Source organism: Serratia sp. CY71090 (genome assembly GCF_052166845.1).
In the GTDB taxonomy this organism is placed as follows: domain Bacteria; phylum Pseudomonadota; class Gammaproteobacteria; order Enterobacterales; family Enterobacteriaceae; genus Serratia; species Serratia nematodiphila.
In genome coordinates this window covers 562,291-585,002 of the sequence record NZ_JBJNOA010000001.1, presented here as the reverse complement: position 1 = coordinate 585,002, position 22,712 = coordinate 562,291, and the positions used below count along the sequence as shown (strand labels likewise).

Sequence of the window (22,712 nt, the reverse complement as noted above, 5' to 3'; positions counted from 1 at the left end):
TTACCGTTACGGGCAACCTTTCGCCACGCGTTGCGCTAACTCCGTCATCTGTTCTGGCCGGCACTGATAAGCCTGCTCAATAATCGCCGCCGCCCAGGCCGGCATATGCGGCGACAGGCGATAATGTATCCATTTACCCTCGCGCCGATCGAGCAGCAGCCCGCTTTCACGCAGCATCGCCAGATGCCTTGAAATCTTGGGTTGCGGCAGCGCCAGTGCGCCCGACAGCTCGCACACGCACAGTTCACCGGCGTGGCGCAACAGCAGCACCAAGGTCAGACGCGTCTCGTCAGACAGGTTTTTAAACAGCTTCAGCGGCGTCAATGACGACATGTCACACTCCCGTTAACCTTTCTCTTCACCACAACTCGCTCGTGAAGATACCAGCTTCACATGCGAAAAAACAAATATAAAATGCAAAACGTTGCCCTCCTCACCGAGACATATACTTATCTTTATGCCGTTCTTGCAGGAAGGAGGTACCATGCCGCTCACATTCAAACGTTCGGAAAGACTCTCCATCGGCACCGAAATAGAGTTACAGCTGGTCGATGCCGAGCACTACGACCTTACGGATCGAGCCGATCGGGTGGTCAGCGCGGTCGGCGACCGCCGGCGCGTCAAGCATGAGCTCACCAAATCGATGGTGGAGCTGAACAGCTCGGTGCACCGCGATCTCGATGAGCTGCACACCGAGCTGCGCGCCCTGACCCATACCGTCCGACGCAGCGCGCAGCGCCTGGGCTGTGACGTCTGCGGCGGTGGCCGCCACCTGAGCAACGACTGGCGCAAGCAGGTCATCAGCGACAACGCGCGCTACAGGCAGCTGGCCAGCCGTTTTGGCTATCTCTCCAAGCTGGCCTGCGTGTTCGGCCAACACATTCACCTCGGCGTCAACGACGGGGACGAAGCGATGTACCTGTGCCATGCGCTGACGCCCTACTTTCCGCAGTTGATCGCGCTCAGCGCCTCGTCGCCGCTGTATCAGGGGGTCGACACGTGCTTTGCCAGTTCCCGCTTCAGCGCCCAGAACTCCTTCCCCAACTACGGATGCCTGGAACACATCTACAGCTGGCATGAATTCAACGCCTACTACGAACGGTTGAATGCCGCAGGCGTGATTGAAAGCGTCAAGGATATTTACTGGGATGCGCGGCCAAAACCGGAGCTGGGCACGGTAGAGATCCGCATCTGCGATACACCGCTGCGCCTCACCCACGCCGTGCTGCTGGTCGGTTACTGCCGCCTGCTGGCCGATTTTCTGTTGCAGCACCGCTCACCGATCGCGCCGGAATACGATGCCTTCACCAATTACAACAAGATCAACGCCTATCGCAGCGGCTTTGCCGCCGAATACGTCGATCCCGCGACGCTGCGCCGCAGCAGCCTGACCGCCCACATCCTGCACACTCTCGAAGCGCTGAGCGGTTTTGCCGAGCGACGGGAGGATCGTGCCCTGCTGCAGGCCGTCGAGCGCCATGTCCGCCAGGGCATCAGCGATTCGGAGCATATCCGCCAGATGTTGCACAACGGCCTGCCGCAAGCTCAGGTGATCAAGCGCCTGTGCGATGAGCTGTTGCAGCCTGCAAGTTAAGTTTCGGCTATCGATTCCATACGCCAAAGCCGCTGTTCATTATGTGCTCTTTCGCTACAATCGTGAGCACTGACATTCACCGTATCGAGGACACCATGTACAACTTCTCCCGCTATCAGGCAAAAGAACTGGCGCTGGCTTACATGAGCGGCAAAAAGCACGATCTGTCGCCGCAGGAGTTTTTGCAGCAGCTGAAAAGCAGCGAGCGATCGTTTGAGCATCTGCTGAAACACGGCAGCGAAATGCCGCGTGACGTGCTGGTTAAAAGCTTCTGAACAGCCGGTTGCCGGCCATTTCCCCTCTACGCCGCCGGTGGCGAGCCTGGCAGGCCCGCGCATTCCCGGCCGTTCATCCCACGTTCCTCATCCTGCCCGTTTCGCCCTCACAGGCGAAAACCCCATAAATTCGTACCTAGAGGCGAATTATTGACATATTCGTATCCAGGTGCGAATTTATAGTCATCCCTCCGCAAATAATGGAACACGCCATGCCGACGCCAATCAGCGTAATCAGCGGCGATCTGGTCGATTCCCGCCGATCAGACACCGTCAACTACCTCAATGGGCTGCATAACCTGCTCGATCGGCTGCGGCGTGACGGGCGGCTGCATCAGGTGGAAATCTTTCGCGGCGATGCCTTCCAGGCGCAGGCCGCCCCGGAGGACGGGCTGTTGCTGGCGGTGTACATACGCCTCGCGCTGCGGGCGATGGGCGCCGCGCACTGGGATGCGCGCATCGCCGTCGGGCTGGGTAGCCAACGGCCCGACGCCGCCGGTTACGGCAGCGCCTTTATCAACTCCGGCAGCGCGCTGGACGCCATGGCAAAAAATTGCCGGCTGGCTCTGAAAACCGACAACGATCGGACAAACACCATTGTCAGCGATCTGCTGCCGATGTTAGATCATGTGATTGGCCGCCTGTCACAGGCCGAAGCGCGCATCGTTCAGGCGAGAATGTTCGCCGACAGCGGCGCCGCCGTGGCGGACCAGCTGCAAAAAGCCGCCTCCACGGTCTCCGCCGCGCTGAAACGCGCGGCCTACGAGGAAATCATGCGGTTTATTCACGCCATTAACAGGATCGTCTGACCATGGATCTGACCTATGCGCCTTTGCTGGCCTGGCTGTTGCTCGTCCATCTGCTGGCGGATTTTCCGCTGCAGCCGCTGAGTTGGGTGGAAGATAAAATCCAACATCGCGCGCGTTCGCGTTTTCTGCTGTTGCACGCGTTGCTGCACGGGGTGCTGGCCGCCTGGGCGGTGGCCGGTTTCGGCCTGCTGCACGGCGGGCTTTCTTCACTGCAGGTGCTGGCCAGCCTGCTGGCCATCGCCGTCAGCCACTACCTGATCGATTTGCTGAAAGTCACCGCGATGAACCGTCTGAGCCCGGCCCGCAGCTTTCTGCTCGATCAGGGATTGCATCTGGCGGTGATCGCCTTGCTGTGGCTGGGGCTGACGCCGAATGCCGGTGAACTGCTCGCCGCGCTGGGGCGGCAGCTGGGGCGTTGGCAAACCGGCCTGGTGCTGGTGGCCTACAGCCTGATTTATCTGCCGATGAGCCTGCTGATTGGGCAACTGCTGGCGCACTGGACGCCGCAAATGCCGCCTTCGGCCAAGGCCGACAACGACTCGCTGCTGCGCGCGGGCAAACAGATTGGCTACCTGGAAAGAACGCTGATCCTGACCTTCGTGCTGCTGGGGCAAATTCCGGCGATCGGTTTTTTACTGGCGGCCAAATCTATCTTCCGTTTCGGCGATCTGCGCCAGAGCGACGATAAGATGCGTACCGAGTATGTGCTGCTCGGCACGCTGTTTTCCTTCACGCTGACCATCATGCTCGGCCTGCTGGTCAACAAACTGCTGTAGCGGTGCGGGGGCGAAAAATTTCGCCCCCGAAGTGAACGCCGAGGCGGCTTAGAGCCACTCGCCAAAGCGGCGGATATAGAAACGCTTCATCAACTGCGCGACCACGCAGTAGCTGACCAGCGTTGCGGCCAACCACGGGAAGTATTCCCACGGCAGCGGCTGCAGGCCAACCAGGGCGCCGAGCGGTGAGAACGGAATGTAGATGCCGAGCGCCATCACCAACCCGGTGGTCAGCAACACCGGCAGCGCCGCGGTGCTCTGAATGAACGGGATCTTCTGGGTGCGCAGCATATGCACCACCAGCGTTTGCGACAGCAGCCCCTCAATGAACCAGCCGGACTGGAACAGCGCCTGGTGTTCTACGCTGTTGGCGGCGAACACGTACCACATCAGCGCATAGGTCGTAATATCGAAGATCGACGAGGTCGGCCCAATCCACAGCATAAAGCGCCCGATGTTTTTGGAATCCCACTTGCGCGGCTTGCGCAGGAACTCTTTGTCCATCTTGTCCCACGGCAGCGACAGCTGGGAAATGTCGTACATCAGATTTTGAATCAACAGGTGGATCGCCAGCATCGGCAGGAACGGGATGAAGGCGCTGGCCACCAGCACCGAAAACACGTTGCCGAAGTTGGAGCTGGCGGTCATGTTCAGGTACTTGATGATATTGCCGAAGGTCTCGCGCCCTTTGATCACCCCCTCTTCCAGCACCATCAGATTCTTTTCCAACAGGATGATGTCCGCCGACTCCTTGGCGATGTCGGTGCCGGTGTCGACCGAAATGCCGACGTCGGCATCGCGCAGCGCCGGCGCATCGTTGATGCCGTCGCCGAGGAAGCCGACGGTATGGCCGTTGCTCTGCAGCATTTTCAGCACCCGCGATTTTTGCAGCGGCGTCAGCTTGGTGAAGACCGTACGCTGTTCCACTTCGCGCGCCAACTCTTCGTCATCCATCTGTTCAATCTGCAGCCCGGAGAGCGGCTCACCCGGCTCCAGCCCGACATCGCGGCAAATCTTGCAGGTGATCACCGGGTTGTCGCCGGTCAGCACCTTCACCGTCACGCCGTTTTCCTGCAGTGCGGCGATCGCCTGCTGCGCGCTCTCCTTCGGCGGATCGAGGAAAGTCAGCAGCCCTTGCACCACCATGTCGCGCTCGTCGGCCACGCTCAGCGGTTCGGCCGGGCGCTGCGCATCCAGCTCGCGCGTCGCCAGCACCAGCACGCGGAAACCGTCTTCGTTATACTCGCGGGCCAGCGCCTGCAGCGCCGCACGGCGCGCGTCGTCCAGTTCCAGCGTTTTGTCGCCTTCGCGCACGTGGGTGGCGATCTCGAGCATCTCCTCTACCGCGCCCTTACAGATCAGCTGCTGCGTGCCATTTTCGTCCGCCACCACGATCGACAAACGGCGGCGCACGAAATCGAACGGCAGCTCATCCACCTTGCTGAAACGGCCCAGGGCTTCGATCCCCGGTTTGCCGCGGCCAAAGCGGATCACCGCCTGGTCCATCAGGTTCTTCATGCCGCTCTGATGGAAGCTGTTCAGCCAGGCCAGGTGCAACACCTCGTTATCCCTGGCGCCAGTGACGTCGATGTGGTGCTCGAGAATGATGCGATCCTGGGTCAGGGTGCCGGTCTTGTCGGTGCAGAGCACGTCCATGGCGCCGAAGTTCTGAATGGCGTTCAGGCGCTTCACCACCACCTTGCGGCGTGACATGGCGATCGCCCCTTTCGCCAGGTTGGAGCTGACGATCATCGGCAGCATTTCCGGCGTCAGGCCGACCGCCACCGCCAGTGCGAACAGCGCCGCCTCGCTCCAGTCGCCTTTGGTGAAGCCGTTGATCAGCAACACCACCGGCACCATCACCAGCATGAAGCGAATCAGCAGCCAGCTGACGCTGTTCACCCCGCGATCGAACGCGGTTTGCGCCCGCGAACCGACGATCGACTTGGCCAGCGAGCCGAAGTAAGTGCGCCCGCCGGTTGCCACCACCACCGCCGTGGCGGTGCCGCTGGCGACGTTGGTGCCCATCAGGCAGATATTGGACAGCTCAAGCAGCGCGTTCTCGCTGGACACTTCCCCTTCGCTCGACTTCTGCGCCACGTTGCCCATGGCATCGTATTTCTCGATCGGGATCGCTTCGCCGGTCAAAATCGCCTGGCTGATGAACAGATCGCGCGAGGCGATAAGACGCACGTCGGCCGGCACCATGTCACCGGCGGAGAGCTGAATGATATCCCCCGGCACCAGTTCGCGGATCGGCACTTCCAGCGTCAGCGGATGCGCGCTGTAGCTGCTGCGGCGCAGCACCGTAGCGGTGGTGCGCACCATCGACTTCAACGCTTCCGCCGCTTTGTTGGTGCGGTATTCCTGCCAAAACCGCAGCAGCCCGCTCAACGTGACCATGGTCAGAATGATAATGACGCCGGTGAGTTCAGTTTCTTCACCGCTCTGGAGCGGCAGCCAATAATCGGTAAAGAAACTGATCGCAGCCAGCACCATCAGCACGAAGATAAACGGGTTGTTAAAGGCCTTGATCAACTGAATCAAGGCATGCGGCGCCTTGTCGTGGGCGACCTGGTTGGCGCCGAACTGCTCCAGCCGCTCATCGGCATCGTCCTGGGTCAAGCCGTTGCGGTTGCACTTCAGGTTCGCCAGCGTTTGGGCGATGCTGTTGGTCGCCTCTTGCGCAATGGCGTAGGTCACCGCGTCTTTATCACGGCGACGCATTCTTTCATTAATCTGAGTCATAACGCTATTCTCTTATTTTCGTTCTGCGCACAGGGAGATCCCGCCCGATAAACAGGTGACTCTGCGCAGAGTGGAATTTTTTTAATTAGCGTGACTGAATAGCGTGATTACCCTGTCAGCCACGCAAGAATCATTTCCCTTCCGGGGTCATCGTCCATAACGCCTCCTTAATGCTCCGCGTTATTCAAGGTACTCATGAATAAAACCGAACATATAATCAAGTTAATCAATATTTATATTATTACTCAGACCGGTAATTCGGACGCGACGCGCCAACGCACGGCACTCACGCTTTTTTCCAGACTGACGCGGCAAACAATACCCTCAATTTCTTTTTGCGCGGCCGGCGTAGCGGTAATTTCCGCGCACACTTCCAATTGCCCCGGGCTGGCAATATCGGCGCTGCGCAAGGATTGCAGCCGCAAGGCGACGCCGTTCAGCGCCTGCAGAATCAGGGTGCGCACCAGAATTTCATCCTGCTCGCCGCAGGTCACCTGAATGCGATAGCACAGTTCCAGATCGGTCGCCTGCTGGTGCGGCTGCAGGTTGATGCGCTGCGCGGCCTCGCGCAGCAGGATATTGGCGCACAGGATCACCAGCGTGGCGACCACCGCATCCCAATGCTGGCCCAGGCCGCACAGGACGCCGATCCCCGCCGAACACCACAGCGTGGCGGCGGTGTTGAGGCCGCGAATGTTCAGCCCTTCACGCATGATTACACCGGCGCCGAGGAAGCCGATACCCGAGACGATCTGCGCGGCCACCCGGCCGGCGCTGGCCGGATCGGTGGACATAGAGCTGAGAATGAAGACCGCCGCACCGGTCGCCACCAGCGCATTGGTGCGCAGGCCGGCCATGCGTTGGCGCCACTGGCGCTCGGCGCCAATCACCGCGCCCAGGCACATCGCCAGCAATAAATTTAAAACGAAAGGAGTCATAGCCATGACTTTCCCCTTAATTAACCACAGGAGATAAAATCATGTGCTGTTTAGCACACGCGAAAACGCGCTGAAAATAAATCAGCGAATCAGCGTGTCATGCCTGGAGGGAAAAGGCTGTGGCTGCAGAATACCATAATAACGTCCAACTCAATTCGCCTGAAGCCACTTGGCATCAGGAAACGTTTTCTTATTCGGGTATGCACAGCTCAGAAATAACTGGAGAGGGGTGCTGCCCGCCGATAATGGCAAGCAACAAATCAGAAGAGAATTGGTCAGCTTGCCTTATTTATTTTATTACAACTACAACTGTCCAATTGGGTTTCTCCACCGAAATTTTGGCTGAGTATAGTGACGTCGGGTAATGAAGTAAAGGCCAATTTATTAAACGAAAAATAAACTGGAATACCGCAATGATATTCCAATGTCACAAATAGAAGATGGCGACATTGGGCGCCGACGCCGCCTTCCGGCCGCTGCATCAGGCCCTGTGGGACAAAGCGCTGACCGCCAACTTCAGCGCGCAGCCATTCGCCGGCGTAGCGGCCCGCAGCCTGCACGCCAAACTGGCCGATGGCCGCACGTTCGACGTTGCGCCTTAGCAAGGTCGCCGGCGGTGGGCTACGCTAGGCTATATTTCCGACAACCCGTAAGGAGTGGCCGATGACGCCTCTGATCCACACTCTGCTCGACGAAATTTGGCAAAGCCTGGGGCAGCGCCCCGCCCCCGCCGACCGGCTAACCGTAAGCGGCACCGGCGCATTGCCTTCGGCTTTTCCCGTAACCGAATTGGCTACCGCCGCCTGGAGCGCCGCCGGTTTGGCCTGCGCCGAGTTGCTTCGCCGCGAGGCAGCCAACGCGCCGCAGGTCTGGGTCGATCAACGCCTGGCCTCGCTCTGGTTCGGCTGGACGCTGCGTCCGCTGGGGTGGACGCTGCCTGCGGCCTGGGACGCGCTGGCCGGCGACTATGCGACGACGGATGGCTGGATACGCCTGCATACCAATGCGCCGCACCATCGGCGAGCGGTGGAGCAGGTGCTGGGTTCGGCATCGGATAAAGGCACGCTGGCGGAACGCGTGCTGGGCTGGAAAAAAAGCGAGCTGGAGGAAGCGGTGATCGAAGCCGGCGGCTGCGCGGCCCAAATGCGCTCGGCGGCCGCGTGGCGACAACATATTCAGGGCAAAAGCGTAGCGCTCGAACCGCTGATCCACGCCTCGCTGCAGCCGGAAGCGCCACCGCCGGGCTGGGCGCTTCCCGTCGCCCGGCCGCTGCACGGCGTACGGGTGCTGGATCTGACGCGCATTCTCGCCGGGCCGATCGCCACGCGTTTTCTTGCCGGTTTGGGTGCCGACGTGCTGCGCATCGATCCCTACGGTTGGGATGAGCCCGGCGTTGAACACGAAGTCATGCTGGGCAAGCGCAGCGCGCGCCTCAACCTGACCAATGCGCACGATCGCCATACGTTTGAACATCTGCTGAGAAACACCGACGTGATCGTGCACGGCTACCGTGCCGGTGCGCTGGAGAAGTTGGGTTATGGCGCGGAGGAAAGGCGCGCGCTGGCGCCGGGCCTGATAGACGTCTGCCTGAATGCCTACGGTTGGAGCGGGCCGTGGCGCACCCGGCGCGGTTTCGACAGCCTGGTACAGATGAGCTGCGGGTTGGCGGAAGCGGGCATGGTTTGGCGTAGCGCCAGTTTGCCGGTGCCGTTGCCGGTACAGGCTCTGGATCACGCCACCGGCTATTTGATGGCGGCGGCGGTGCTGACCGGTATGGCGCAGCGCCTGAGCCGCGGCACCGGCTACCACGCGCGGCTGTCGCTGGCGCGCACGGCGCAGCTGCTGCTGGCGCATCCCTGTTCGGCAGATTATCGGCCGGAACCGCTGGCGCCGGCCGGCCCCGCCGACGAGAACCCGGAAACGGAATTGACTTACTGGGGGGCCGCGCAACGCCTGCGCGCCCCGCTAAGCCTGCAGGGTACGACGCTGCAATGGGCGCTGCCGGCGACCACGCTCGGCACCGCGCAGCCGGAATGGCTACGCCGCTAAATCGCCGCCAACTGTTGCTGCAGCCACTGCAGCAAGCGGGTGACCGCCGGCGTCAGCCCGGCGGTCTGCGGCCACACCAGATAAACGTCGTCATCGCTCAGGCGACAGGGCGCGGCCAACGCCACCAGTCTCCCGGCGTCGAGGGCATCCTGCACCAGCAGCTTTTTCGCCAGCGCGATGCCAAACCCTTGCTCCGCCGCGCGAATCAACAATCCGGCATCGTTGAACAACGCCTGTTGCCGCCCGCACAGCGAGCGCCCTTGTGCATTAAACCAATCGCGCCAGGGACTGACGTCGTGTTCCAGCAAGGGAACTTCGCCACCGTTCTCGAACGCCGCCCCCCATTCTCGCGCCATATCCGGCGAGGCGACAGGCAGCACGTCGCCCGACGCAATACACTGCGCCTGCAGCCCCGCCCACTGACCGCTGCCGATGCGGATCGCCGCATCAAACCCACGCTGCGACAGATCCTGCAGCGCCAGCGACGCATCGATATCCAGCGCAATATCGGCGCAGGCTTCATGGAATGCCGGCAGACGCGGCAACAGCCAATAATGGGCAAAAGACGGCAACACGCTGATGCGCAGCGTCTGGCTTGTCGCCGCACGCCGGGCGCGGGCGATACCCTGCTGCAGCGCCTGCAGCGCCGGTTCCACCGCCGCCAGCATCTCTTTCCCGGCCGCATTCAGGCGCACGCCGCGCCCGCGCCGTTCAAACAGCGGATAGCCGACCGCCTGCTCCAGCAACTGAATTTGCTGGCTGACCGCACCGTGCGTCAAATGCACCTGCTGCGCCGTGGCGCGCAAATTTTCCAACCTGGCGGCGATCGCAAAGGTCGGCAAGACATGCAGGGGAATGCGTTCATTCATCATTGGTTAACCAGGCTATCCAAAAAGGTTATTTTTCATCGATTTTGACCGGCAGGCAAATGTTCTATGTTTACCCCATCATCCCTGACGCTTTCGGAGCCGCCATGCACCCACGTTTACAACAAGACCTCGCACAGTTTCCGCAGATCCTCGACCACACTCGCCAGTTGGCGGAAGATTTTCTGACCGGGCTGCAGCAACGCTCGGTCTGCCCGCCGCTCGAGCATCAGCAGCTGCAACCGGGCGACGATCGACTAGATGAAAACGGCGAAGGCGCCCTGGCGGCGCTGGAGCGCTTTTGGCAACGTTATCAGGCCGGCATTTCCGCCAGCGCCGGCCCGCGTTATTTCGGCTTCGTCACCGGCGGCGGCACCCCGGCGGCGGTCGCAGCGGACTGGCTGGTTAGCGTGACAGACCAAAATAGCTTGCTCAGCCATGATACCATCGCAGCCACGATCGAGCTGGCGGCCGTGACGCAGTTGAAATCCCTGCTGGGCCTGCCGGAAACGTTCAGCGGCAGCCTGGTCAGCGGCGCGACCATGGCCAATTTCACCGGGCTGGCCATTGGCCGGCAGTGGCTGGGACAACAGCACGGCGTAGATATCGCCCAACAAGGCCTGGCGGCGCTGGGTTCCATCCGGGTATTGTCGGCCAATCCACATTCCAGCAGCGTGAAGGCGCTCAGCATGCTCGGTATCGGCCGCGAGGCGCTGACGACCATCGCCAGCCTGCCGGACTCGGAAGCCATGGATATGGAAGCACTGGAACGGCAGCTCGCCGCCGGCGCCGGCCAGCCAACGTTGGTGCTGGCCAGCGCCGGTACGGTCAACACCGTCGCGTTCGACGACCTGCCGCGTCTGCTGACGCTGCGGGAACGTTATCCATTTTGGCTGCATGTCGATGCGGCATTTGGCGGCGTGGCGGCCTGCTCGCCGCTATACGCTCCAAGGCTTGAGGGCTGGCAGCATGCCGATTCCATCACTGTCGACGCACACAAATGGCTGAACGTGCCTTATGACAGCGCGATCCAATTTACCCGCCATTTGGATCTGCAAATGCAGGTATTTCAGAACCATTCGGCCTACCTGGAAGCACCGACATTGCGGCCAGACAACTATCTGCATCTGACGCCGGAGAATTCGCGCCGCTTCCGCGCCCTGCCGCTCTGGCTGACGCTGAAAGCCTATGGCCGCAGCGGCATACGGGATATCGTCGAGCGCAACGTCCGATTGGCGCAGGCGCTGGGGGCGGCGCTGGCAGCCGATGACGGTTTCCAGCTGCTGGCGCCGGTGAATTTGAACGTGGTCTGCTTCGCACTCAGCCATCCACAGGGCGACAGCGAGGCGGCGCGCGATCGCTTTCTCGAGCGCCTGAGCCGACACGGCGTGGTGTGCTGCACCCCTACGCGTTATAACGGTCAGCCGGGGATCCGAGCCGCACTGGTCAACTGGATGACGGAGGAACAGGACATCCGGCTGGCGTTGGACTCGCTGCGCCATTGCCTGGCGGAAACGGCCTAACGCGCGCGGCGTATTACCCGAGTTGGAAGGCCTGCAAACGCCGTTCTTGCCGCCCGTCATCGCCGATATTATCCGGCGACAGCCAGGCGGCAAACGCCGCGCGCCGCGCCGGCCATTCCCCGTCGACGATCGACAGCCAGTCGGTGTCGCGCGTGCGTCCTTTGACGACGACGGCCTGGCGGAAGGTGCCTTCATAGCGAAAACCCAAGCGCTCGGCGGCCTGGCGTGAAGGAAGATTGAGGCTATCGCATTTCCATTCGCATCGCCGGTAGCCAAGATCGTCGAACAGATGCCGCAGCATCAGGAAAATCGCCTCGCTGCCCAGCGCGCTGCGCTTCATCAGCGGCGACCAGTTGATGGTGCCCAGTTCGGCCACGCCGTTGGCAGGATCGATGCGCAAAAAAGCGCAGCTTCCCACCGCACGCCCGTTTGACTGATCGATCACTACCATCGTGTTTCTGTCAGCGCTGGACGCCTGAGCCTGAAGATAACGCTGGAAATCTGCGCGCGACTGCGGCCGTTCCCAGAACAGATAAGTCCAGTCGCGATCGTCCTCGGCGGATTGATAAGCCTGATAAAGCGCCTCCCCCCAGCGCTCGAGGTTAAGCGGTTCGAGGCGGCAAAACCGCCCTTGCAGTGGCGAGTGCCCGGGCATGCCTGCCGGCTGCCAATGAGGGAGGGCTACGCCTATCGGCTGCCCATACTGATTCCGTCTCACCGCGACATCCTGTTTTTGAAAGGTGGAGAGGCAAGTTAAAACCAACGCGGGCCAGAGACAACTCCGACCTGCCATTCCTCCCCTGCGGATCGGGCAGCAGGATGATAGTTTAGAGAAATCACTCAATCACCGTTAAACATTCACGAAAATTATTTCATGTAAAATAAATATCCAGATAACTCATTGTAAAACGGTGATTTATAGCAACAAATAAGCTACACATTCCGGCCATAATGTTAACTTTCGTTTGCCGTTATGATAAAAAAAGAAGTGCTAATCATTAGCATGGAAAGCAGAAAACCAACACAACTCAATGATTTTTAAACAAAAAAATAAAATAACCTCAGGAAGGATATTTTTTAATCACTCAAAAAATGCGCTGAAAGACTTCAAAAAAACGACACATGAATTTTTTTTAAGACTTTTCCTAGCAAACTAAAATTTTGTTTCGTGACATGATGAACAGATTCGCGGCAAGCAATGCAGACAGGCACGGGCGCCAAGCGCAGATCAGGCTCAACATGCCGAAGCTGGACGAGCAGCAGATCGCTCTGACTTAAGCCAAACTTATAGATTCATGCAATTAATAAGTTTAGTATGAAAATATCATTGAGTGACGCCGTGTTTATTGATAGAACACTCGCTACACTGAATTATTGCTCCATTTTGCCTTTCGGCTTTTTAGGCTTTTTTTCATATTACCGCAGTAAAACGGATTTAAGTGGGGGTGCGATATGCCAACGATTATCATGGATTCATGCAGCTATACCAGATTGGGGTTAACCGACTATCTGACTTCGCATGGCGTGAAGAAGCGCCATATTAATGCCATCGAGGACATTGACAGCCTGCATGAAAAATGCAGCAAGTTGAATCCGAGCCTGGTGTTTATTAACGAGGACTGCTTCATCCACGAAGCAAACGCCACCGAGCGAATAAAACGGGTGATTTCACTGCACCCGGATACGTTATTCTTCATCTTCATGGCCATTACCAACGTACATTTCGACGATTATTTATATGTTCGCAAGAACGTCATCATATCGTCAAAATCCATCAAGCCAGAGACTATGAATCAGCTACTTAGCCACTATCTCGAGAGAACGTCCCTCCGTACGGAGAAATCCTCTCTGGATCAAACGCCGGTAACGCTGAGCCAGACTGAATCAAACATGTTACGCATGTGGATGTCCGGTCAAGGCACCATCCAGATATCAGACCAGATGCAAATAAAGGCCAAAACGGTCTCTTCCCACAAGGGAAACATCAAGCGGAAAATAAAAACGCACAACAAGCAGATCATTTATCACGTTGTTCGTTTGACCGATACATTGACCAGTGGAATATTCGTCAATAGCCGCTGAACCACAGAGAACGCCCCCGCTCTGTTTTACCAGCCGTTAAATACCCGGTGATAATGTCATCTGGATAGCAGCCGCTGGAACCACAAAAAAATACCTGTTGCGTTATCCCCCGCTAGCGCAACGGGTATTTTTTTGCCGTCGATAAAAAAATCTTACCGCAATGAAATAATCTCAAAATGGACAATTTCATTAGCAAATTAATGAGATTAGCCCAAGTTACTGCCCATGCTCGCGACAGGGCTCCACAAACGTGCCGTCACGGCTGTCGATCTCATTAAAAAACCATACGCCCGCCGGGTAGTCGTCAAGAGAAACCAGGTACATGGTGCCTTCGTTGAACACCTCTACGGCCAGAATGACGCCTTCACGCCGCGGGCCGCCGTCTGTTTTTACCGTCACTCGATCGTTAACTTGCATACCCTTCTCCCTTATTTGCGATTGCCGTCAGTGTATTACAAAACCGGAGGCGATGGACACCGCTCCAGCCCTGCCGGCCTCTGCTATCAGCGTAGCAGCCGCCTGGATTTTCACTTTCTTAACGGTTTGGCCGCAGAATCTTAAGCCGGCCTCGCGTAGTCTGTCTTCAGGCGTTTCCCCCCCAGAGAAGCGCTCGCAAATGAAGAAGTAACAAGGAACTTTTGCCCGCAGACTTGCGGGCTTTTTTTGCGCGCTGCCAAATTGCAGGCATAAAAAAACCCGCCGCAGCGGGTTTTTTTTCAATCAGCGCCAGGCGCCAATTAGATAGCGGTAACGTTAGCCGCAGATGGACCTTTCGCACCATTCTCGATAGAGAACTGTACGTTCTGGCCTTCAGCCAGGGTCTTGAAGCCTTGATCCTGGATAGCAGAGAAGTGTACGAATACGTCTTTGCTGCCGTCTGCTGGGGTGATGAAACCAAAACCTTTAGCTTCGTTGAACCACTTCACTTGACCTTTGATCATGTTAGACATGTCTAATTTCCTTCAATAATAAATGTAAGCCGCCATGGGCGAGGTAGCCGGTCATCAGTTACTTATGGAGGCACTGGAAAGGAAATTCGTCAGAGAAGGGCTATCCGGGATAACGCTTTAAATTTGAACTACTTTACTCAAAATGTCGTGCATAAATAGGTCTGTACCACAGGCCGACATCATTAACTCATGAGCGAGCGGCAATAGCAACCTTTTTCGCCGCGATGGGACGCTAATCTCGGCTAAACGCACAGGATTTGACCCTGTCTGCCGATAGTGCCGCCGCCTGGCTCGCCCGTAACGCCCAAGGCAAATGATAGTAATTCTCGTTCTGCTGTTTTATAGTTGCCTGACGAAATCATTCAGGGAGATTCACCATGCCGAGATGGCTTACATTACCGGCTGTCAGTGCCGCCGCCCTGCTGGCCTTTGCCGCTTACAGCGCTCCGCAGAGTGCACTGGAGCTCAATTATCAAGCCCCCGACCCCAGCATGGTTCCCGCGCCCAAGCCGCCTGCCCCCTCAGGGCCGGCACCCAAAACGGGAAAACCGCCGATTGCCTGGACAGAGGCGAGAGATAAAAGCGGTTTTCGCGTCGATATTGAGTGCGATCATCCTGGCTGCAGCAAACCGCGCGCCAAACCTTATCCCGCGTATGAAGGCCCGGTGAAGAAAACCGATCGCCGCCGCCAGTCTGATCCCTATTCCACCAATAAGGATCCCGATTACAACATTCAGTTGGGGTATGAGTGGTAGTGGCGCTTTCGGAGTAATACCTATATCAGCCTCCTTTGCCGCTGCATAGAATATGCCTCAGTTCACCACTCCTCCTGGTGTTGAACACAACAAGCTGTGTTGCAAATCTTTATGCGCCTCCCTATAGGCGCTTTTTTTTTGCCTATCCCTCAAAGCGTCTTCCGATTACAGATTGCTCTCATTGCCCCACAAAGTGATGAATGTCACAAATACGCCTCCTTGCCATTCTTATTCGGAGGTAACGTTCATGGCCACAGGATCCCTTGCCCTCCTGGCCGTCTTGGCCGGCATTACGGGCTTCGCCCTCTACAAGCATTTAAAATCTCAGAAAAAAAGCACACTCGTCCGCCCGCACGATCGGTAACCGACAGCGCGCTTTCACCGCGAAGGCCCGGCACATCGCGCGCCGCGCCTTCGCGGGCTGTCATGCTTTCATCACAAAATTGTCACATTATGGCCATATGATGATTCGCGTTTATCCGCTCTGGCTTAACACCAAGGATTTCGCCCATGACCATAATTAAAGCTGCAAACCATCAGGAAGCAGAAAAACTCATCCGCGCCGGCACCGCCAAGAAAATCGAACTGGCTTACGATATCGGCAGCGACGACTTCTTCCAGCTTGCCAGCCTGTGGTGCGATAAAGGCGCCAAAATCTCCAAAGGAAAAGAACACTTCATCGTCTCGTTAAAAGGGTTCCGCATCCCGCCTAACGATTAATGCCCTGCCGCCCATCGCGGCGGCTTCGCCTCTTCCTCGCAAAACCGCTCTATTCAACCACGCGCGCCTCATTCGATTTCGCTAAGCTAACAGCAGACTTTATTGCGGACATTTCGCCTGATAACCACGTCCGCCACGATGAGGAGAGTAACCATGTCAACAAATGCAGCGCTGCCCGGCACGATGAAAGCGATTGAAATCAGCCAACCGGGCGCTCCCGACGTTCTGGTCGTTACCGAACGCCCGGTGCCCGCTCCGCAAGCGGGCGAACTGCTGGTGAAAATCGCCGCCGCCGGCGTTAACCGCCCCGACGTACTGCAGCGCCAGGGGAACTATGCGCCACCGCCCGGCGCCTCGGATATCCCCGGCCTGGAAATTGCCGGCGAAGTGGTGGCCATCGGTGAAGGCGTGACCCACTTCGCGCTCGGCGATCGGGTTTGCGCCCTTATCGCCGGTGGTGGCTATGCGGAATACTGCACCGTGCATGAAAGCAATGCGTTGCCGGTGCCGGCGGGGCTGAGCCTGACCGAGGCCGCCGCGCTGCCGGAAACCTTCTTTACCGTCTGGGTCAACGTGTTCCAGCGCGGTCATCTCAAAGCCGGCGAAACCGTGTTGATCCATGGCGGCACCTCCGGTATCGGCACGGTCGCCACCATGCTGGCGAAGGCCTTCTGCGCCCAGGTGATCACCACCGTCGGCTCCGAAGAGAAACGTCAGGCCAGCCTGGCGCTGGGCGCCGACGTGGCGATTAATTACCGCAGCGAAGACTTTGTCGCACGCACCAAAGACGCCACCAACGGTAAAGGCGCCGACGTCATCGTCGACCTGATCGCCGGCGATTATGTCGCCAAAAACTATCAGGCCGCAGCGATGGAAGGCCGCATCGTACAAATCGGCACGCAAAACGGCGTGGTGAAAGAGCTCAATCTGATGCCGCTGCTGTTGAAACGCCTGACCCATACCGGGTCGACGCTACGCTCGCGCAGCGTGGCGGACAAAGCGCAGATTGCCGCCGATCTGCGCGAAAAGGTTTGGCCGCTGCTGGAGCGCGGCGTGCTGAAACCGCAAATTTTTAAAACCTTCCCGCTTGAGCAAGCCGCCGCCGCGCATACGCTGATGGAGTCCAGCGAGCACATCGGCAAGATCATGCTGACGTTCTGAGCCCATTCCCCGCGGCCGGTGCTGCGGGGAAACCAATGCCACGTTCAGGGAATGATGCCGCGGCGGCGGAACTCATCGAACAGTGAGAAAAACATGGCTTCGGTTTCGACAAACTGGTGGAAACCGAAGCGCCGCGCCTTGCTGCCATCCGCGAACATGTCATAGTCCCAGGAAAAGACGAAATCGGCGAAACGCCAGCCGGCCACCGCGCGATAGTCCGGTTCGGCCAATTGGTGCCGCTGCGCCAGCTCCCGCCACAGCGACGCTTTGTCCGTCATCATGATCTCCAGCGACATCGGCAGCGGCGGCGCGCATTCCAGCCCAAAGTAAGCGGCGATTTTCGGCCACATCTCGCTCCAGCGAAACAGATCGCCGTTGTTGATATTAAACGCCTGATTGGCCGCCACAGGTTCGGTCGCCGCCCACAGCGTGGCGCGCGCCAACAGCCCGGCGTCGGTCATTTCCAGCAGGCTGTGGTAAGCGCCCGGTTTACCCGGGAAGCGCAACGGCAGCCCGAGCGCTTTGCTGATCGACGCGTAAACCGCGATGCTTAACGCCAGATTCATCGGGTTGCCGAGGGAGAAGCCCCCCACCACGCTTGGACGGATGGCGCTCCAACGCCAGCGTTTGCCGACCTGCCGCTGCGCCAGATACTGCTGCTGCGCCACGTTAAACTCCGGCGGCATATGCCCGGCATCGCTTTCGCGCGCCGGCGTTTTAAACGGCCCCAAATGCGCGCCATACACCTTATAACCCTGCATCAAACTGATGTGCTCCAACGCCGGCGCGATCGGCTCCAGCCCTTCGACAACGTGTTGCAACATCTGCAGGTTCGGCGCCACCAGCCCCGCCCAGTCCGGCGCATCCTGATAGGCGGCATAGAAAACGTGGCTAATCGCGCTCAGCGGCCGCAGCGCGTCGCGCGTCGCCGCCGCATCCAGCAGATCAACCTGAAGGTGGCGCACCCCCGGCGCCGATTGCCCCCCCCGGCGCGAGACGCCCACCACTTGCCAGCCCTGGCCGGTCAGCTCCTCAATCAATCGGCGCCCAATCACGCCATTGGCGCCGATCACCAATGCCTGTCGCTTTGTATTCATCTTGCCACTCCTCAGGTTGTCGATACCCTGAGTGTCATTGATTAGCAATACTTGCGGTAGAAGAGTGTTTACACTAACACTTATAAGAAAAATCTAGAGGCAAGATCGACATGGATAAGCTGAACGCAATAAAAACCTTTATGCGGGTGGCGGAGCTGGGCAGCCTGTCGGCCGCCGCTCGCGATCTGCGTTTGACGCAGCCGGCGGTCAGTCAGCAAATCGCCGGCCTGGAGCAGCAACTCAGGGCACAACTGCTGTTTCGCAGCACCCGGGCGGTCACCCTGACCGATGCCGGCAGCAGTTATTATCAGCGCCTCAAACCGATTCTGGCGGCGGTCGACGAAGCGGAAGAATCGCTGCACGGCCAGCACCACCAGTTACAGGGCAATCTGCGCATTCATGCCCCGACCGGGTTCGGGCAGTTGCACGTCACGCCGCTGGCCATCGCTTTCCAGCAACGTCATCCGAACCTCGCCATCGAGCTGCTGCTGGACGATCGTCGCGCCGACGTGATCGGCGAAGGCATCGACGTGGCACTGCGTTTCGGTGAACTGCATGCGCCCGGCATGGTGGCTAAACGTTTGGGCGAGCTGCAACGCCTGCTGGTGGCGTCACCGGCCTACCTGGCCAAGTATGGCGCTCCACGTTCGCCGGCGGAGCTGGCTAAACATGCGCACATTCGTTACAGCGGTTTGAACGACGGCGATACGCTCACTCTGTTCGGGCCGCACGGCCCCGAGATGGTTGCAGTGCGGCCCACGTTCCGCGCCAACAATACGCTATCGCTGCTGGCCGCCATTGAGGCTGGAGCCGGTATCGGCGGCGCCCAACGGCCGTTAATCGCCGAGCAGCTGGCGACGGGGGCACTGGTGCCCGTTTTGCCGGAATACCGCTACCCGCCCATGGCGCTGCACGCGGTCTACCCCGCTTTACGTTTTATTCCGGAGAAAGTGCGCGCCTGGGTGGCGCATCTGCAGCAGGCGTTGACGGCGATCGAGGGAATTAACGGAGTGAATGCTCCCGGCCAGACGCCGGGAGCCTAATCATTATTTGAACAGTTTACCGACCATATCGCCCAGCTCGTTGCTGTCTTGCTGAACTTCACCGTTTGGTGAGGCGGCATCCGCGACCGTTGGCAAGAACTGTGCAATGGTGCTGGACGCCTGTGCAGGATCGATGCCCAGCTTTTCAGCCAGTTGGTTGATGGCGTCGCTACCCAACGCCTGCTGCACATGGTCGCCGGTAATCGGCTGATTTTCGCCATTGCCGAGCCAGGAACCGACGATATCGCCGAACTGCCCCTGACGGAACTTGTCCAAAATGGCCTGCAGGCCGCCTTGTTGCTCGACCCACTGCATAATGGCGATGTAGTCGATACCTTTACCACCGTTGGCGCCGCCGCCCAGAATGTTACCCAATACGCTATCGAACAGACCCATGATATTCCCCTTTCAGCGGGTACGGCCCGCGCCGCACCGCCGGATTGATTTCACGAAAAAGGGCCGCCGCGGCGACCCTGTTGAGCAACGGCTGCTTAGCCTTTGATCTTCCTGTAGACAAAAAGCACCACCAGGGCACCGATGACCGCCACCACAAAGCTGCCCAGGTTAAAACCGTCAACGCGGCCCATACCGAAGAAGGTGCTGATATAGCCGCCGACGACGGCGCCCACGATCCCCAATATAACGGTCACAATAAAGCCGCCGCCGTCTTTGCCCGGCATAATCCACTTGGCCAGGATACCGGCGATTAAACCAAAAATGATCCAGGAAATGATGCCCATCTTTACTCTCCCTATTACCTTTTGCCTAACAGAAATCCTATTACCAGGCCCACGACGGCGCCGGCGCCTATCCCCACCCAAGGGTTATCCTTGAGGCAGGCACATGATTGCTCGAGCGCTGCTTTTACACCGCTGCTCACTTCGCAGGCGGTGGTTTTCACGTAGTCGCTTGGTTGCTCAACACCGTTTAGATCGTCATTTTCATATGACATGTCAAATCCTTACAGACCAACCCTCTGAGAATTTCGTCACATGTTTCGCGCCAGGCGCCATCCGCTCCGCGATCTTGCTCTGGGCAATCTGCCCGCTGCCGCTCAATGCGGAGGCTTCCGGCGGCAAACGCACAACTTCACACTATGACTATAGTAAAAAATCAGCGGTTTACCTATTTCCGTCCGTCTGAATTTCACCATACAAAAAACGATCTGATTTCATCCCGCTGTCATCTTGCAAGGCTAAACTTTAAACATATCCTCCGGGAGGAAACGCCGATGTTCAATGCACCTTTTGTCCTGATCCTCGCGCTACTGTACGCACTGGCCGCCGCTTGGGACGGTTCCGTAGCGTTACTGTTTCATTAAGGTTACATAGCCGTTGTCACTTTTGCGATGCGCTTAATTGTGTCTTTATTTTTCAATTTCGCCAGCCGATTGAAATAGCGGAAAATATCCCCTCCTCCCTCGGTAAAAATCCTATTTCGCTTCGTTTTTCGCCTGCGTTTAAATAAAGTGTAAAAAAAAGCATTAATGGAAAATCCTGTTTAGCACAAAATATTCTATCATCTTCCTCATGACAATTTGGGTTAAGGTCCCATTGGCAAAGAAAAGGAATAACAGGAAAAATGCTTTCTAACCAACGCTTTGAGCGCGAATTCTTGCGCCCTCGTTATTGGTTGTTGTGGATAGGACTGGGAATACTCTATCTCTTGGTATTACTGCCCTACCCGCTCATTTATCGGCTCGGACACGGCCTTGGCAGAATAGCCATGCGCCTAATGAAACGCCGGGTAAAAATAGCGCGCCGCAATTTAGAACTCTGCTTCCCCGCAATGCCCACCGCCGAGCGCGAGGCGCTGATCGTCAAAAATTTTGAGTCCGTCGGCATGGGCCTGTTCGAAGTCGGCATGGCCTGGTTCTGGCCCGACTGGCGCATCGCCCGCTGGTTCAAGGTGAGCGGCATGGAAAACATGCGGCTGGCGCGTCAGGACGGCAAAGGCGTTCTGCTGATCGGTCTGCATTTCCTGACGCTGGAACTGGGCGCGCGCATTTTCGGCATGCAAAACCCCGGCATCGGTGTGCATCGCCCGCACAACAACAAGCTGATGGAATGGGTACAGACCCGCGGCCGGCTGCGCTCGAATAAATTCATGATCGATCGTAAAGATATCAAAGGTATGATCCGCAACCTGAAACAGGGCGAAATCCTGTGGTACGCGCCGGATCACGATTATGGGCCGCAAAGTAGCGTATTCACACCGTTCTTCGCCGTGGAAAATGCCGCCACGACCACCGGCACCTTTATTCTGGCGCGCATGGGGCGGCCGTCGATCGTGCCTTTCGTGCCGCGCCGCCTGCCAAATGCTCAGGGCTATGAGCTGATCGTGCAGCCGCCGTTGACGGACTTCCCGCTGGATGATGAAACGCGCGCGGCGGCCAAGATGAACCGCGTGGTGGAAGAACAAGTGCTGCTGGCCCCCGACCAATACATGTGGCTGCACCGCCGCTTTAAAACCCGCCCACCCGGCGAACCGTCGCTGTATTGACCCCTTCGCGCCTTTGCCCGTCACACCGCCGGCGAAGGCGCGCTCACCTCGCACAAGCATTCTGCGCCAGGGGAACTACACTAGTAAGTCACCGACGGCAATTATTGCCGCCAGCAATCATTTCGTCCGCCCGAGAGCCGGTCGTTGCCTGTCGGGCCATAATCGAGGTCAATGTCATGCTGGTACAACCCTATCTGTTTTTCAGCGGTAACTGTGAGCAAGCGATTAACTTCTACGTACAGCAGTTGAATGCCAAAGTTGAAATGGTCATGCGCTTTAAAGACATGCCCGAAGAAGCCCGGCAAGGCGGACCGCAGGACGTCAATCCGGAAGCGATCATGCATGCGCGCCTGCTGATCGGCGACGGCGTGCTGATGGCCTCCGACGGCTGTCCGCAAGATGACAGCGGCGGTGCTTCTCACAAAGGTTTCTCGCTGTCGCTGAACCCCAGCGATGCGGAACAAGGACGCAAACTGTTCGACAATCTGGCGCAGGGCGGCCAGGTGACGATGCCTTACCAAGCCACCTTCTGGGCCAAAGGTTTTGGCATGCTGACCGACAAATTCGGCGTCAACTGGATGATCAACGTCGAATAACCCCGCATGGCGCCGCTAGCCATAGCGGTGCCAGTCATACGCCGCCTTGGCGAACAGCACGAACAGCAGCGCCAACAGCGCCAATCCCAACCGCCAATAGGGCGATCGGCGGCGGCGCCAGGCGAAGTACATCATCACCGCCAGCGTTCCCAGCGTAAGGGGGTAATACACCGCCAGCGTCAGTAAAGCGATAATGATGTAATCAGACATGGCTCTTTCACTCCGAGG

The 22,712-nt window shown here is 58.2% G+C and carries 26 protein-coding genes; 14 read left to right on the top strand and 12 right to left on the bottom strand.

What is annotated here, in order from left to right; all coding sequences use genetic code 11:
- Window positions 1–6: 6 nt before the first annotated feature.
- Window positions 7–333 (bottom strand): metalloregulator ArsR/SmtB family transcription factor, encoded by a 327-nt coding sequence (locus tag ACJ8OK_RS02715; protein ID WP_033632700.1) that lies wholly within the window; start codon window positions 331–333, stop codon window positions 7–9.
- Window positions 334–484: 151 nt separating this feature from the next.
- Here ACJ8OK_RS02715 and ACJ8OK_RS02710 point away from each other — a divergent pair, with 151 nt between their 5' ends.
- The 4 genes from ACJ8OK_RS02710 to ACJ8OK_RS02695 all read left to right on the top strand — a co-directional run bounded on the left by ACJ8OK_RS02710 (window position 485) and on the right by ACJ8OK_RS02695 (window position 3,454).
- Window positions 485–1,594, top strand: coding sequence for a YbdK family carboxylate-amine ligase (locus tag ACJ8OK_RS02710; RefSeq protein ID WP_004935083.1), 1,110 nt, complete (start codon window positions 485–487; stop codon window positions 1,592–1,594).
- Between the two features lie 95 nt (window positions 1,595–1,689).
- The gene (locus tag ACJ8OK_RS02705; RefSeq protein ID WP_004935085.1) at window positions 1,690–1,869 is read left to right on the top strand and encodes a hypothetical protein; all 180 of its coding nucleotides are present in this window, start codon (window positions 1,690–1,692) and stop codon (window positions 1,867–1,869) included.
- 212 nt (window positions 1,870–2,081) lie between these two features.
- Entirely contained in the window at window positions 2,082–2,678 is a 597-nt protein-coding gene (locus tag ACJ8OK_RS02700; protein WP_033632699.1) for a hypothetical protein, read from the top strand.
- A gap of 2 nt (window positions 2,679–2,680) precedes the next feature.
- Window positions 2,681–3,454, top strand: coding sequence for a DUF3307 domain-containing protein (locus tag ACJ8OK_RS02695; protein ID WP_004935091.1), 774 nt, complete (start codon window positions 2,681–2,683; stop codon window positions 3,452–3,454).
- Window positions 3,455–3,502: 48 nt separating this feature from the next.
- On the opposite strand, the gene mgtA is transcribed toward ACJ8OK_RS02695, so the two are convergent.
- Window positions 3,503–6,202 carry a magnesium-translocating P-type ATPase gene (mgtA, locus tag ACJ8OK_RS02690; RefSeq protein WP_033632698.1) on the bottom strand — a complete coding sequence of 900 codons (2,700 nt, stop codon included), beginning with the start codon at window positions 6,200–6,202 and terminating at the stop codon, window positions 3,503–3,505.
- Window positions 6,203–6,447: 245 nt separating this feature from the next.
- Window positions 6,448–7,146 (bottom strand): MgtC family protein, encoded by a 699-nt coding sequence (locus tag ACJ8OK_RS02685; RefSeq protein WP_004935097.1) that lies wholly within the window; start codon window positions 7,144–7,146, stop codon window positions 6,448–6,450.
- A 434-nt stretch (window positions 7,147–7,580) separates the two neighbouring features.
- On the opposite strand from ACJ8OK_RS02685, the gene ACJ8OK_RS02680 reads away from it, so the two are divergent.
- Both ACJ8OK_RS02680 and ACJ8OK_RS02675 read left to right on the top strand, forming a co-directional pair.
- Complete coding sequence (locus ACJ8OK_RS02680; protein WP_172402659.1) at window positions 7,581–7,742, top strand: hypothetical protein; 162 nt, start codon at window positions 7,581–7,583, stop codon at window positions 7,740–7,742.
- 61 nt (window positions 7,743–7,803) lie between these two features.
- Window positions 7,804–9,189 carry a CoA transferase gene (locus ACJ8OK_RS02675; protein ID WP_033632697.1) on the top strand — a complete coding sequence of 462 codons (1,386 nt, stop codon included), beginning with the start codon at window positions 7,804–7,806 and terminating at the stop codon, window positions 9,187–9,189.
- Here ACJ8OK_RS02675 and ACJ8OK_RS02670 read toward each other — a convergent pair.
- Window positions 9,186–10,061 (bottom strand): LysR substrate-binding domain-containing protein, encoded by an 876-nt coding sequence (locus ACJ8OK_RS02670; protein ID WP_033632696.1) that lies wholly within the window; start codon window positions 10,059–10,061, stop codon window positions 9,186–9,188. The genes ACJ8OK_RS02675 and ACJ8OK_RS02670 overlap by 4 nt on opposite strands.
- 101 nt (window positions 10,062–10,162) lie before the next feature.
- Here ACJ8OK_RS02670 and ACJ8OK_RS02665 point away from each other — a divergent pair, with 101 nt between their 5' ends.
- Window positions 10,163–11,578, top strand: a complete 1,416-nt coding sequence (locus ACJ8OK_RS02665) for a pyridoxal phosphate-dependent decarboxylase family protein (protein WP_033633632.1) — start codon at window positions 10,163–10,165, stop codon at window positions 11,576–11,578.
- A 13-nt stretch (window positions 11,579–11,591) separates the two neighbouring features.
- Here ACJ8OK_RS02665 and ACJ8OK_RS02660 read toward each other — a convergent pair whose 3' ends face one another.
- Window positions 11,592–12,233, bottom strand: a complete 642-nt coding sequence (locus tag ACJ8OK_RS02660; protein ID WP_079007628.1) for a GNAT family N-acetyltransferase — start codon at window positions 12,231–12,233, stop codon at window positions 11,592–11,594.
- A 797-nt stretch (window positions 12,234–13,030) separates the two neighbouring features.
- Between ACJ8OK_RS02660 and rcsA the strand changes: the two genes are divergently transcribed.
- Window positions 13,031–13,660, top strand: a complete 630-nt coding sequence (gene rcsA / locus ACJ8OK_RS02655) for a transcriptional regulator RcsA (protein ID WP_004935115.1) — start codon at window positions 13,031–13,033, stop codon at window positions 13,658–13,660.
- A gap of 216 nt (window positions 13,661–13,876) precedes the next feature.
- Here the strand turns inward: rcsA and dsrB are convergent, their stop codons facing one another.
- Both dsrB and cspE read right to left on the bottom strand, forming a co-directional pair.
- Window positions 13,877–14,077 (bottom strand): protein DsrB, encoded by a 201-nt coding sequence (gene dsrB, locus ACJ8OK_RS02650; RefSeq protein WP_004935117.1) that lies wholly within the window; start codon window positions 14,075–14,077, stop codon window positions 13,877–13,879.
- Between the two features lie 320 nt (window positions 14,078–14,397).
- Entirely contained in the window at window positions 14,398–14,610 is a 213-nt protein-coding gene (gene cspE / locus ACJ8OK_RS02645) for a transcription antiterminator/RNA stability regulator CspE (protein WP_004935122.1), read from the bottom strand.
- Window positions 14,611–14,987: 377 nt separating this feature from the next.
- Between cspE and ACJ8OK_RS02640 the strand changes: the two genes are divergently transcribed.
- From ACJ8OK_RS02640 to ACJ8OK_RS02630, 3 genes are all read left to right on the top strand, one after another.
- Window positions 14,988–15,365, top strand: a complete 378-nt coding sequence (locus ACJ8OK_RS02640; protein ID WP_049188334.1) for a hypothetical protein — start codon at window positions 14,988–14,990, stop codon at window positions 15,363–15,365.
- Window positions 15,366–15,875: 510 nt separating this feature from the next.
- Window positions 15,876–16,085: a hypothetical protein gene (locus tag ACJ8OK_RS02635; RefSeq protein ID WP_004935132.1), complete on the top strand. Its 210-nt coding sequence runs from the start codon at window positions 15,876–15,878 to the stop codon at window positions 16,083–16,085.
- Window positions 16,086–16,238: 153 nt separating this feature from the next.
- The gene (locus ACJ8OK_RS02630) at window positions 16,239–17,246 is read left to right on the top strand and encodes an NAD(P)H-quinone oxidoreductase (protein WP_044030943.1); all 1,008 of its coding nucleotides are present in this window, start codon (window positions 16,239–16,241) and stop codon (window positions 17,244–17,246) included.
- A gap of 44 nt (window positions 17,247–17,290) precedes the next feature.
- Here ACJ8OK_RS02630 and ACJ8OK_RS02625 read toward each other — a convergent pair whose 3' ends face one another.
- Complete coding sequence (locus ACJ8OK_RS02625) at window positions 17,291–18,343, bottom strand: SDR family oxidoreductase (protein WP_082996655.1); 1,053 nt, start codon at window positions 18,341–18,343, stop codon at window positions 17,291–17,293.
- Window positions 18,344–18,453: 110 nt separating this feature from the next.
- Here ACJ8OK_RS02625 and ACJ8OK_RS02620 point away from each other — a divergent pair, with 110 nt between their 5' ends.
- The gene (locus tag ACJ8OK_RS02620) at window positions 18,454–19,386 is read left to right on the top strand and encodes a LysR family transcriptional regulator (protein WP_213929066.1); all 933 of its coding nucleotides are present in this window, start codon (window positions 18,454–18,456) and stop codon (window positions 19,384–19,386) included.
- Window positions 19,387–19,389: 3 nt separating this feature from the next.
- Here ACJ8OK_RS02620 and ACJ8OK_RS02615 read toward each other — a convergent pair whose 3' ends face one another.
- The 3 genes from ACJ8OK_RS02615 to ACJ8OK_RS02605 form a co-directional block, all read right to left on the bottom strand.
- Window positions 19,390–19,782, bottom strand: a complete 393-nt coding sequence (locus ACJ8OK_RS02615; RefSeq protein WP_004935144.1) for a YidB family protein — start codon at window positions 19,780–19,782, stop codon at window positions 19,390–19,392.
- Window positions 19,783–19,877: 95 nt separating this feature from the next.
- Window positions 19,878–20,126, bottom strand: coding sequence for a GlsB/YeaQ/YmgE family stress response membrane protein (locus ACJ8OK_RS02610; protein WP_004935146.1), 249 nt, complete (start codon window positions 20,124–20,126; stop codon window positions 19,878–19,880).
- Window positions 20,127–20,140: 14 nt separating this feature from the next.
- Window positions 20,141–20,338, bottom strand: coding sequence for a glycine zipper domain-containing protein (locus tag ACJ8OK_RS02605; protein ID WP_250602456.1), 198 nt, complete (start codon window positions 20,336–20,338; stop codon window positions 20,141–20,143).
- A gap of 629 nt (window positions 20,339–20,967) precedes the next feature.
- Between ACJ8OK_RS02605 and ACJ8OK_RS02600 the strand changes: the two genes are divergently transcribed.
- Both ACJ8OK_RS02600 and yjdN read left to right on the top strand, forming a co-directional pair.
- Window positions 20,968–21,888, top strand: a complete 921-nt coding sequence (locus tag ACJ8OK_RS02600; protein WP_060559848.1) for a Kdo(2)-lipid IV(A) acyltransferase — start codon at window positions 20,968–20,970, stop codon at window positions 21,886–21,888.
- Window positions 21,889–22,064: 176 nt separating this feature from the next.
- Entirely contained in the window at window positions 22,065–22,484 is a 420-nt protein-coding gene (gene yjdN / locus ACJ8OK_RS02595) for a VOC family metalloprotein YjdN (protein ID WP_004935154.1), read from the top strand.
- Between the two features lie 15 nt (window positions 22,485–22,499).
- On the opposite strand, the gene ACJ8OK_RS02590 is transcribed toward yjdN, so the two are convergent.
- Window positions 22,500–22,694, bottom strand: a complete 195-nt coding sequence (locus tag ACJ8OK_RS02590) for a hypothetical protein (protein WP_004935157.1) — start codon at window positions 22,692–22,694, stop codon at window positions 22,500–22,502.
- Between the last annotated feature and the right edge of the window lie 18 nt (window positions 22,695–22,712).

Coding starts and splice junctions, on each gene's coding strand:
- yjdN (WP_004935154.1), top strand. CDS start 22,065: ATGCTGGTACAACCCTATCTGTTTTTCAGCGGTAACTGTGAGCAAGCG.
- ACJ8OK_RS02635 (WP_004935132.1), top strand. CDS start 15,876: ATGACCATAATTAAAGCTGCAAACCATCAGGAAGCAGAAAAACTCATC.
- ACJ8OK_RS02625 (WP_082996655.1), bottom strand. CDS start 18,343: ATGAATACAAAGCGACAGGCATTGGTGATCGGCGCCAATGGCGTGATT.
- ACJ8OK_RS02675 (WP_033632697.1), top strand. CDS start 7,804: ATGACGCCTCTGATCCACACTCTGCTCGACGAAATTTGGCAAAGCCTG.
- ACJ8OK_RS02695 (WP_004935091.1), top strand. CDS start 2,681: ATGGATCTGACCTATGCGCCTTTGCTGGCCTGGCTGTTGCTCGTCCAT.
- ACJ8OK_RS02610 (WP_004935146.1), bottom strand. CDS start 20,126: ATGGGCATCATTTCCTGGATCATTTTTGGTTTAATCGCCGGTATCCTG.
- ACJ8OK_RS02680 (WP_172402659.1), top strand. CDS start 7,581: ATGGCGACATTGGGCGCCGACGCCGCCTTCCGGCCGCTGCATCAGGCC.
- ACJ8OK_RS02665 (WP_033633632.1), top strand. CDS start 10,163: ATGCACCCACGTTTACAACAAGACCTCGCACAGTTTCCGCAGATCCTC.
- ACJ8OK_RS02600 (WP_060559848.1), top strand. CDS start 20,968: ATGCTTTCTAACCAACGCTTTGAGCGCGAATTCTTGCGCCCTCGTTAT.
- mgtA (WP_033632698.1), bottom strand. CDS start 6,202: ATGACTCAGATTAATGAAAGAATGCGTCGCCGTGATAAAGACGCGGTG.
- ACJ8OK_RS02630 (WP_044030943.1), top strand. CDS start 16,239: ATGTCAACAAATGCAGCGCTGCCCGGCACGATGAAAGCGATTGAAATC.
- dsrB (WP_004935117.1), bottom strand. CDS start 14,077: ATGCAAGTTAACGATCGAGTGACGGTAAAAACAGACGGCGGCCCGCGG.
- ACJ8OK_RS02715 (WP_033632700.1), bottom strand. CDS start 333: ATGTCGTCATTGACGCCGCTGAAGCTGTTTAAAAACCTGTCTGACGAG.
- cspE (WP_004935122.1), bottom strand. CDS start 14,610: ATGTCTAACATGATCAAAGGTCAAGTGAAGTGGTTCAACGAAGCTAAA.
- ACJ8OK_RS02620 (WP_213929066.1), top strand. CDS start 18,454: ATGGATAAGCTGAACGCAATAAAAACCTTTATGCGGGTGGCGGAGCTG.
- ACJ8OK_RS02640 (WP_049188334.1), top strand. CDS start 14,988: ATGCCGAGATGGCTTACATTACCGGCTGTCAGTGCCGCCGCCCTGCTG.
- rcsA (WP_004935115.1), top strand. CDS start 13,031: ATGCCAACGATTATCATGGATTCATGCAGCTATACCAGATTGGGGTTA.
- ACJ8OK_RS02590 (WP_004935157.1), bottom strand. CDS start 22,694: ATGTCTGATTACATCATTATCGCTTTACTGACGCTGGCGGTGTATTAC.
- ACJ8OK_RS02670 (WP_033632696.1), bottom strand. CDS start 10,061: ATGATGAATGAACGCATTCCCCTGCATGTCTTGCCGACCTTTGCGATC.
- ACJ8OK_RS02615 (WP_004935144.1), bottom strand. CDS start 19,782: ATGGGTCTGTTCGATAGCGTATTGGGTAACATTCTGGGCGGCGGCGCC.
- ACJ8OK_RS02685 (WP_004935097.1), bottom strand. CDS start 7,146: ATGGCTATGACTCCTTTCGTTTTAAATTTATTGCTGGCGATGTGCCTG.
- ACJ8OK_RS02700 (WP_033632699.1), top strand. CDS start 2,082: ATGCCGACGCCAATCAGCGTAATCAGCGGCGATCTGGTCGATTCCCGC.
- ACJ8OK_RS02705 (WP_004935085.1), top strand. CDS start 1,690: ATGTACAACTTCTCCCGCTATCAGGCAAAAGAACTGGCGCTGGCTTAC.
- ACJ8OK_RS02660 (WP_079007628.1), bottom strand. CDS start 12,233: ATGCCCGGGCACTCGCCACTGCAAGGGCGGTTTTGCCGCCTCGAACCG.
- ACJ8OK_RS02710 (WP_004935083.1), top strand. CDS start 485: ATGCCGCTCACATTCAAACGTTCGGAAAGACTCTCCATCGGCACCGAA.
- ACJ8OK_RS02605 (WP_250602456.1), bottom strand. CDS start 20,338: ATGTCATATGAAAATGACGATCTAAACGGTGTTGAGCAACCAAGCGAC.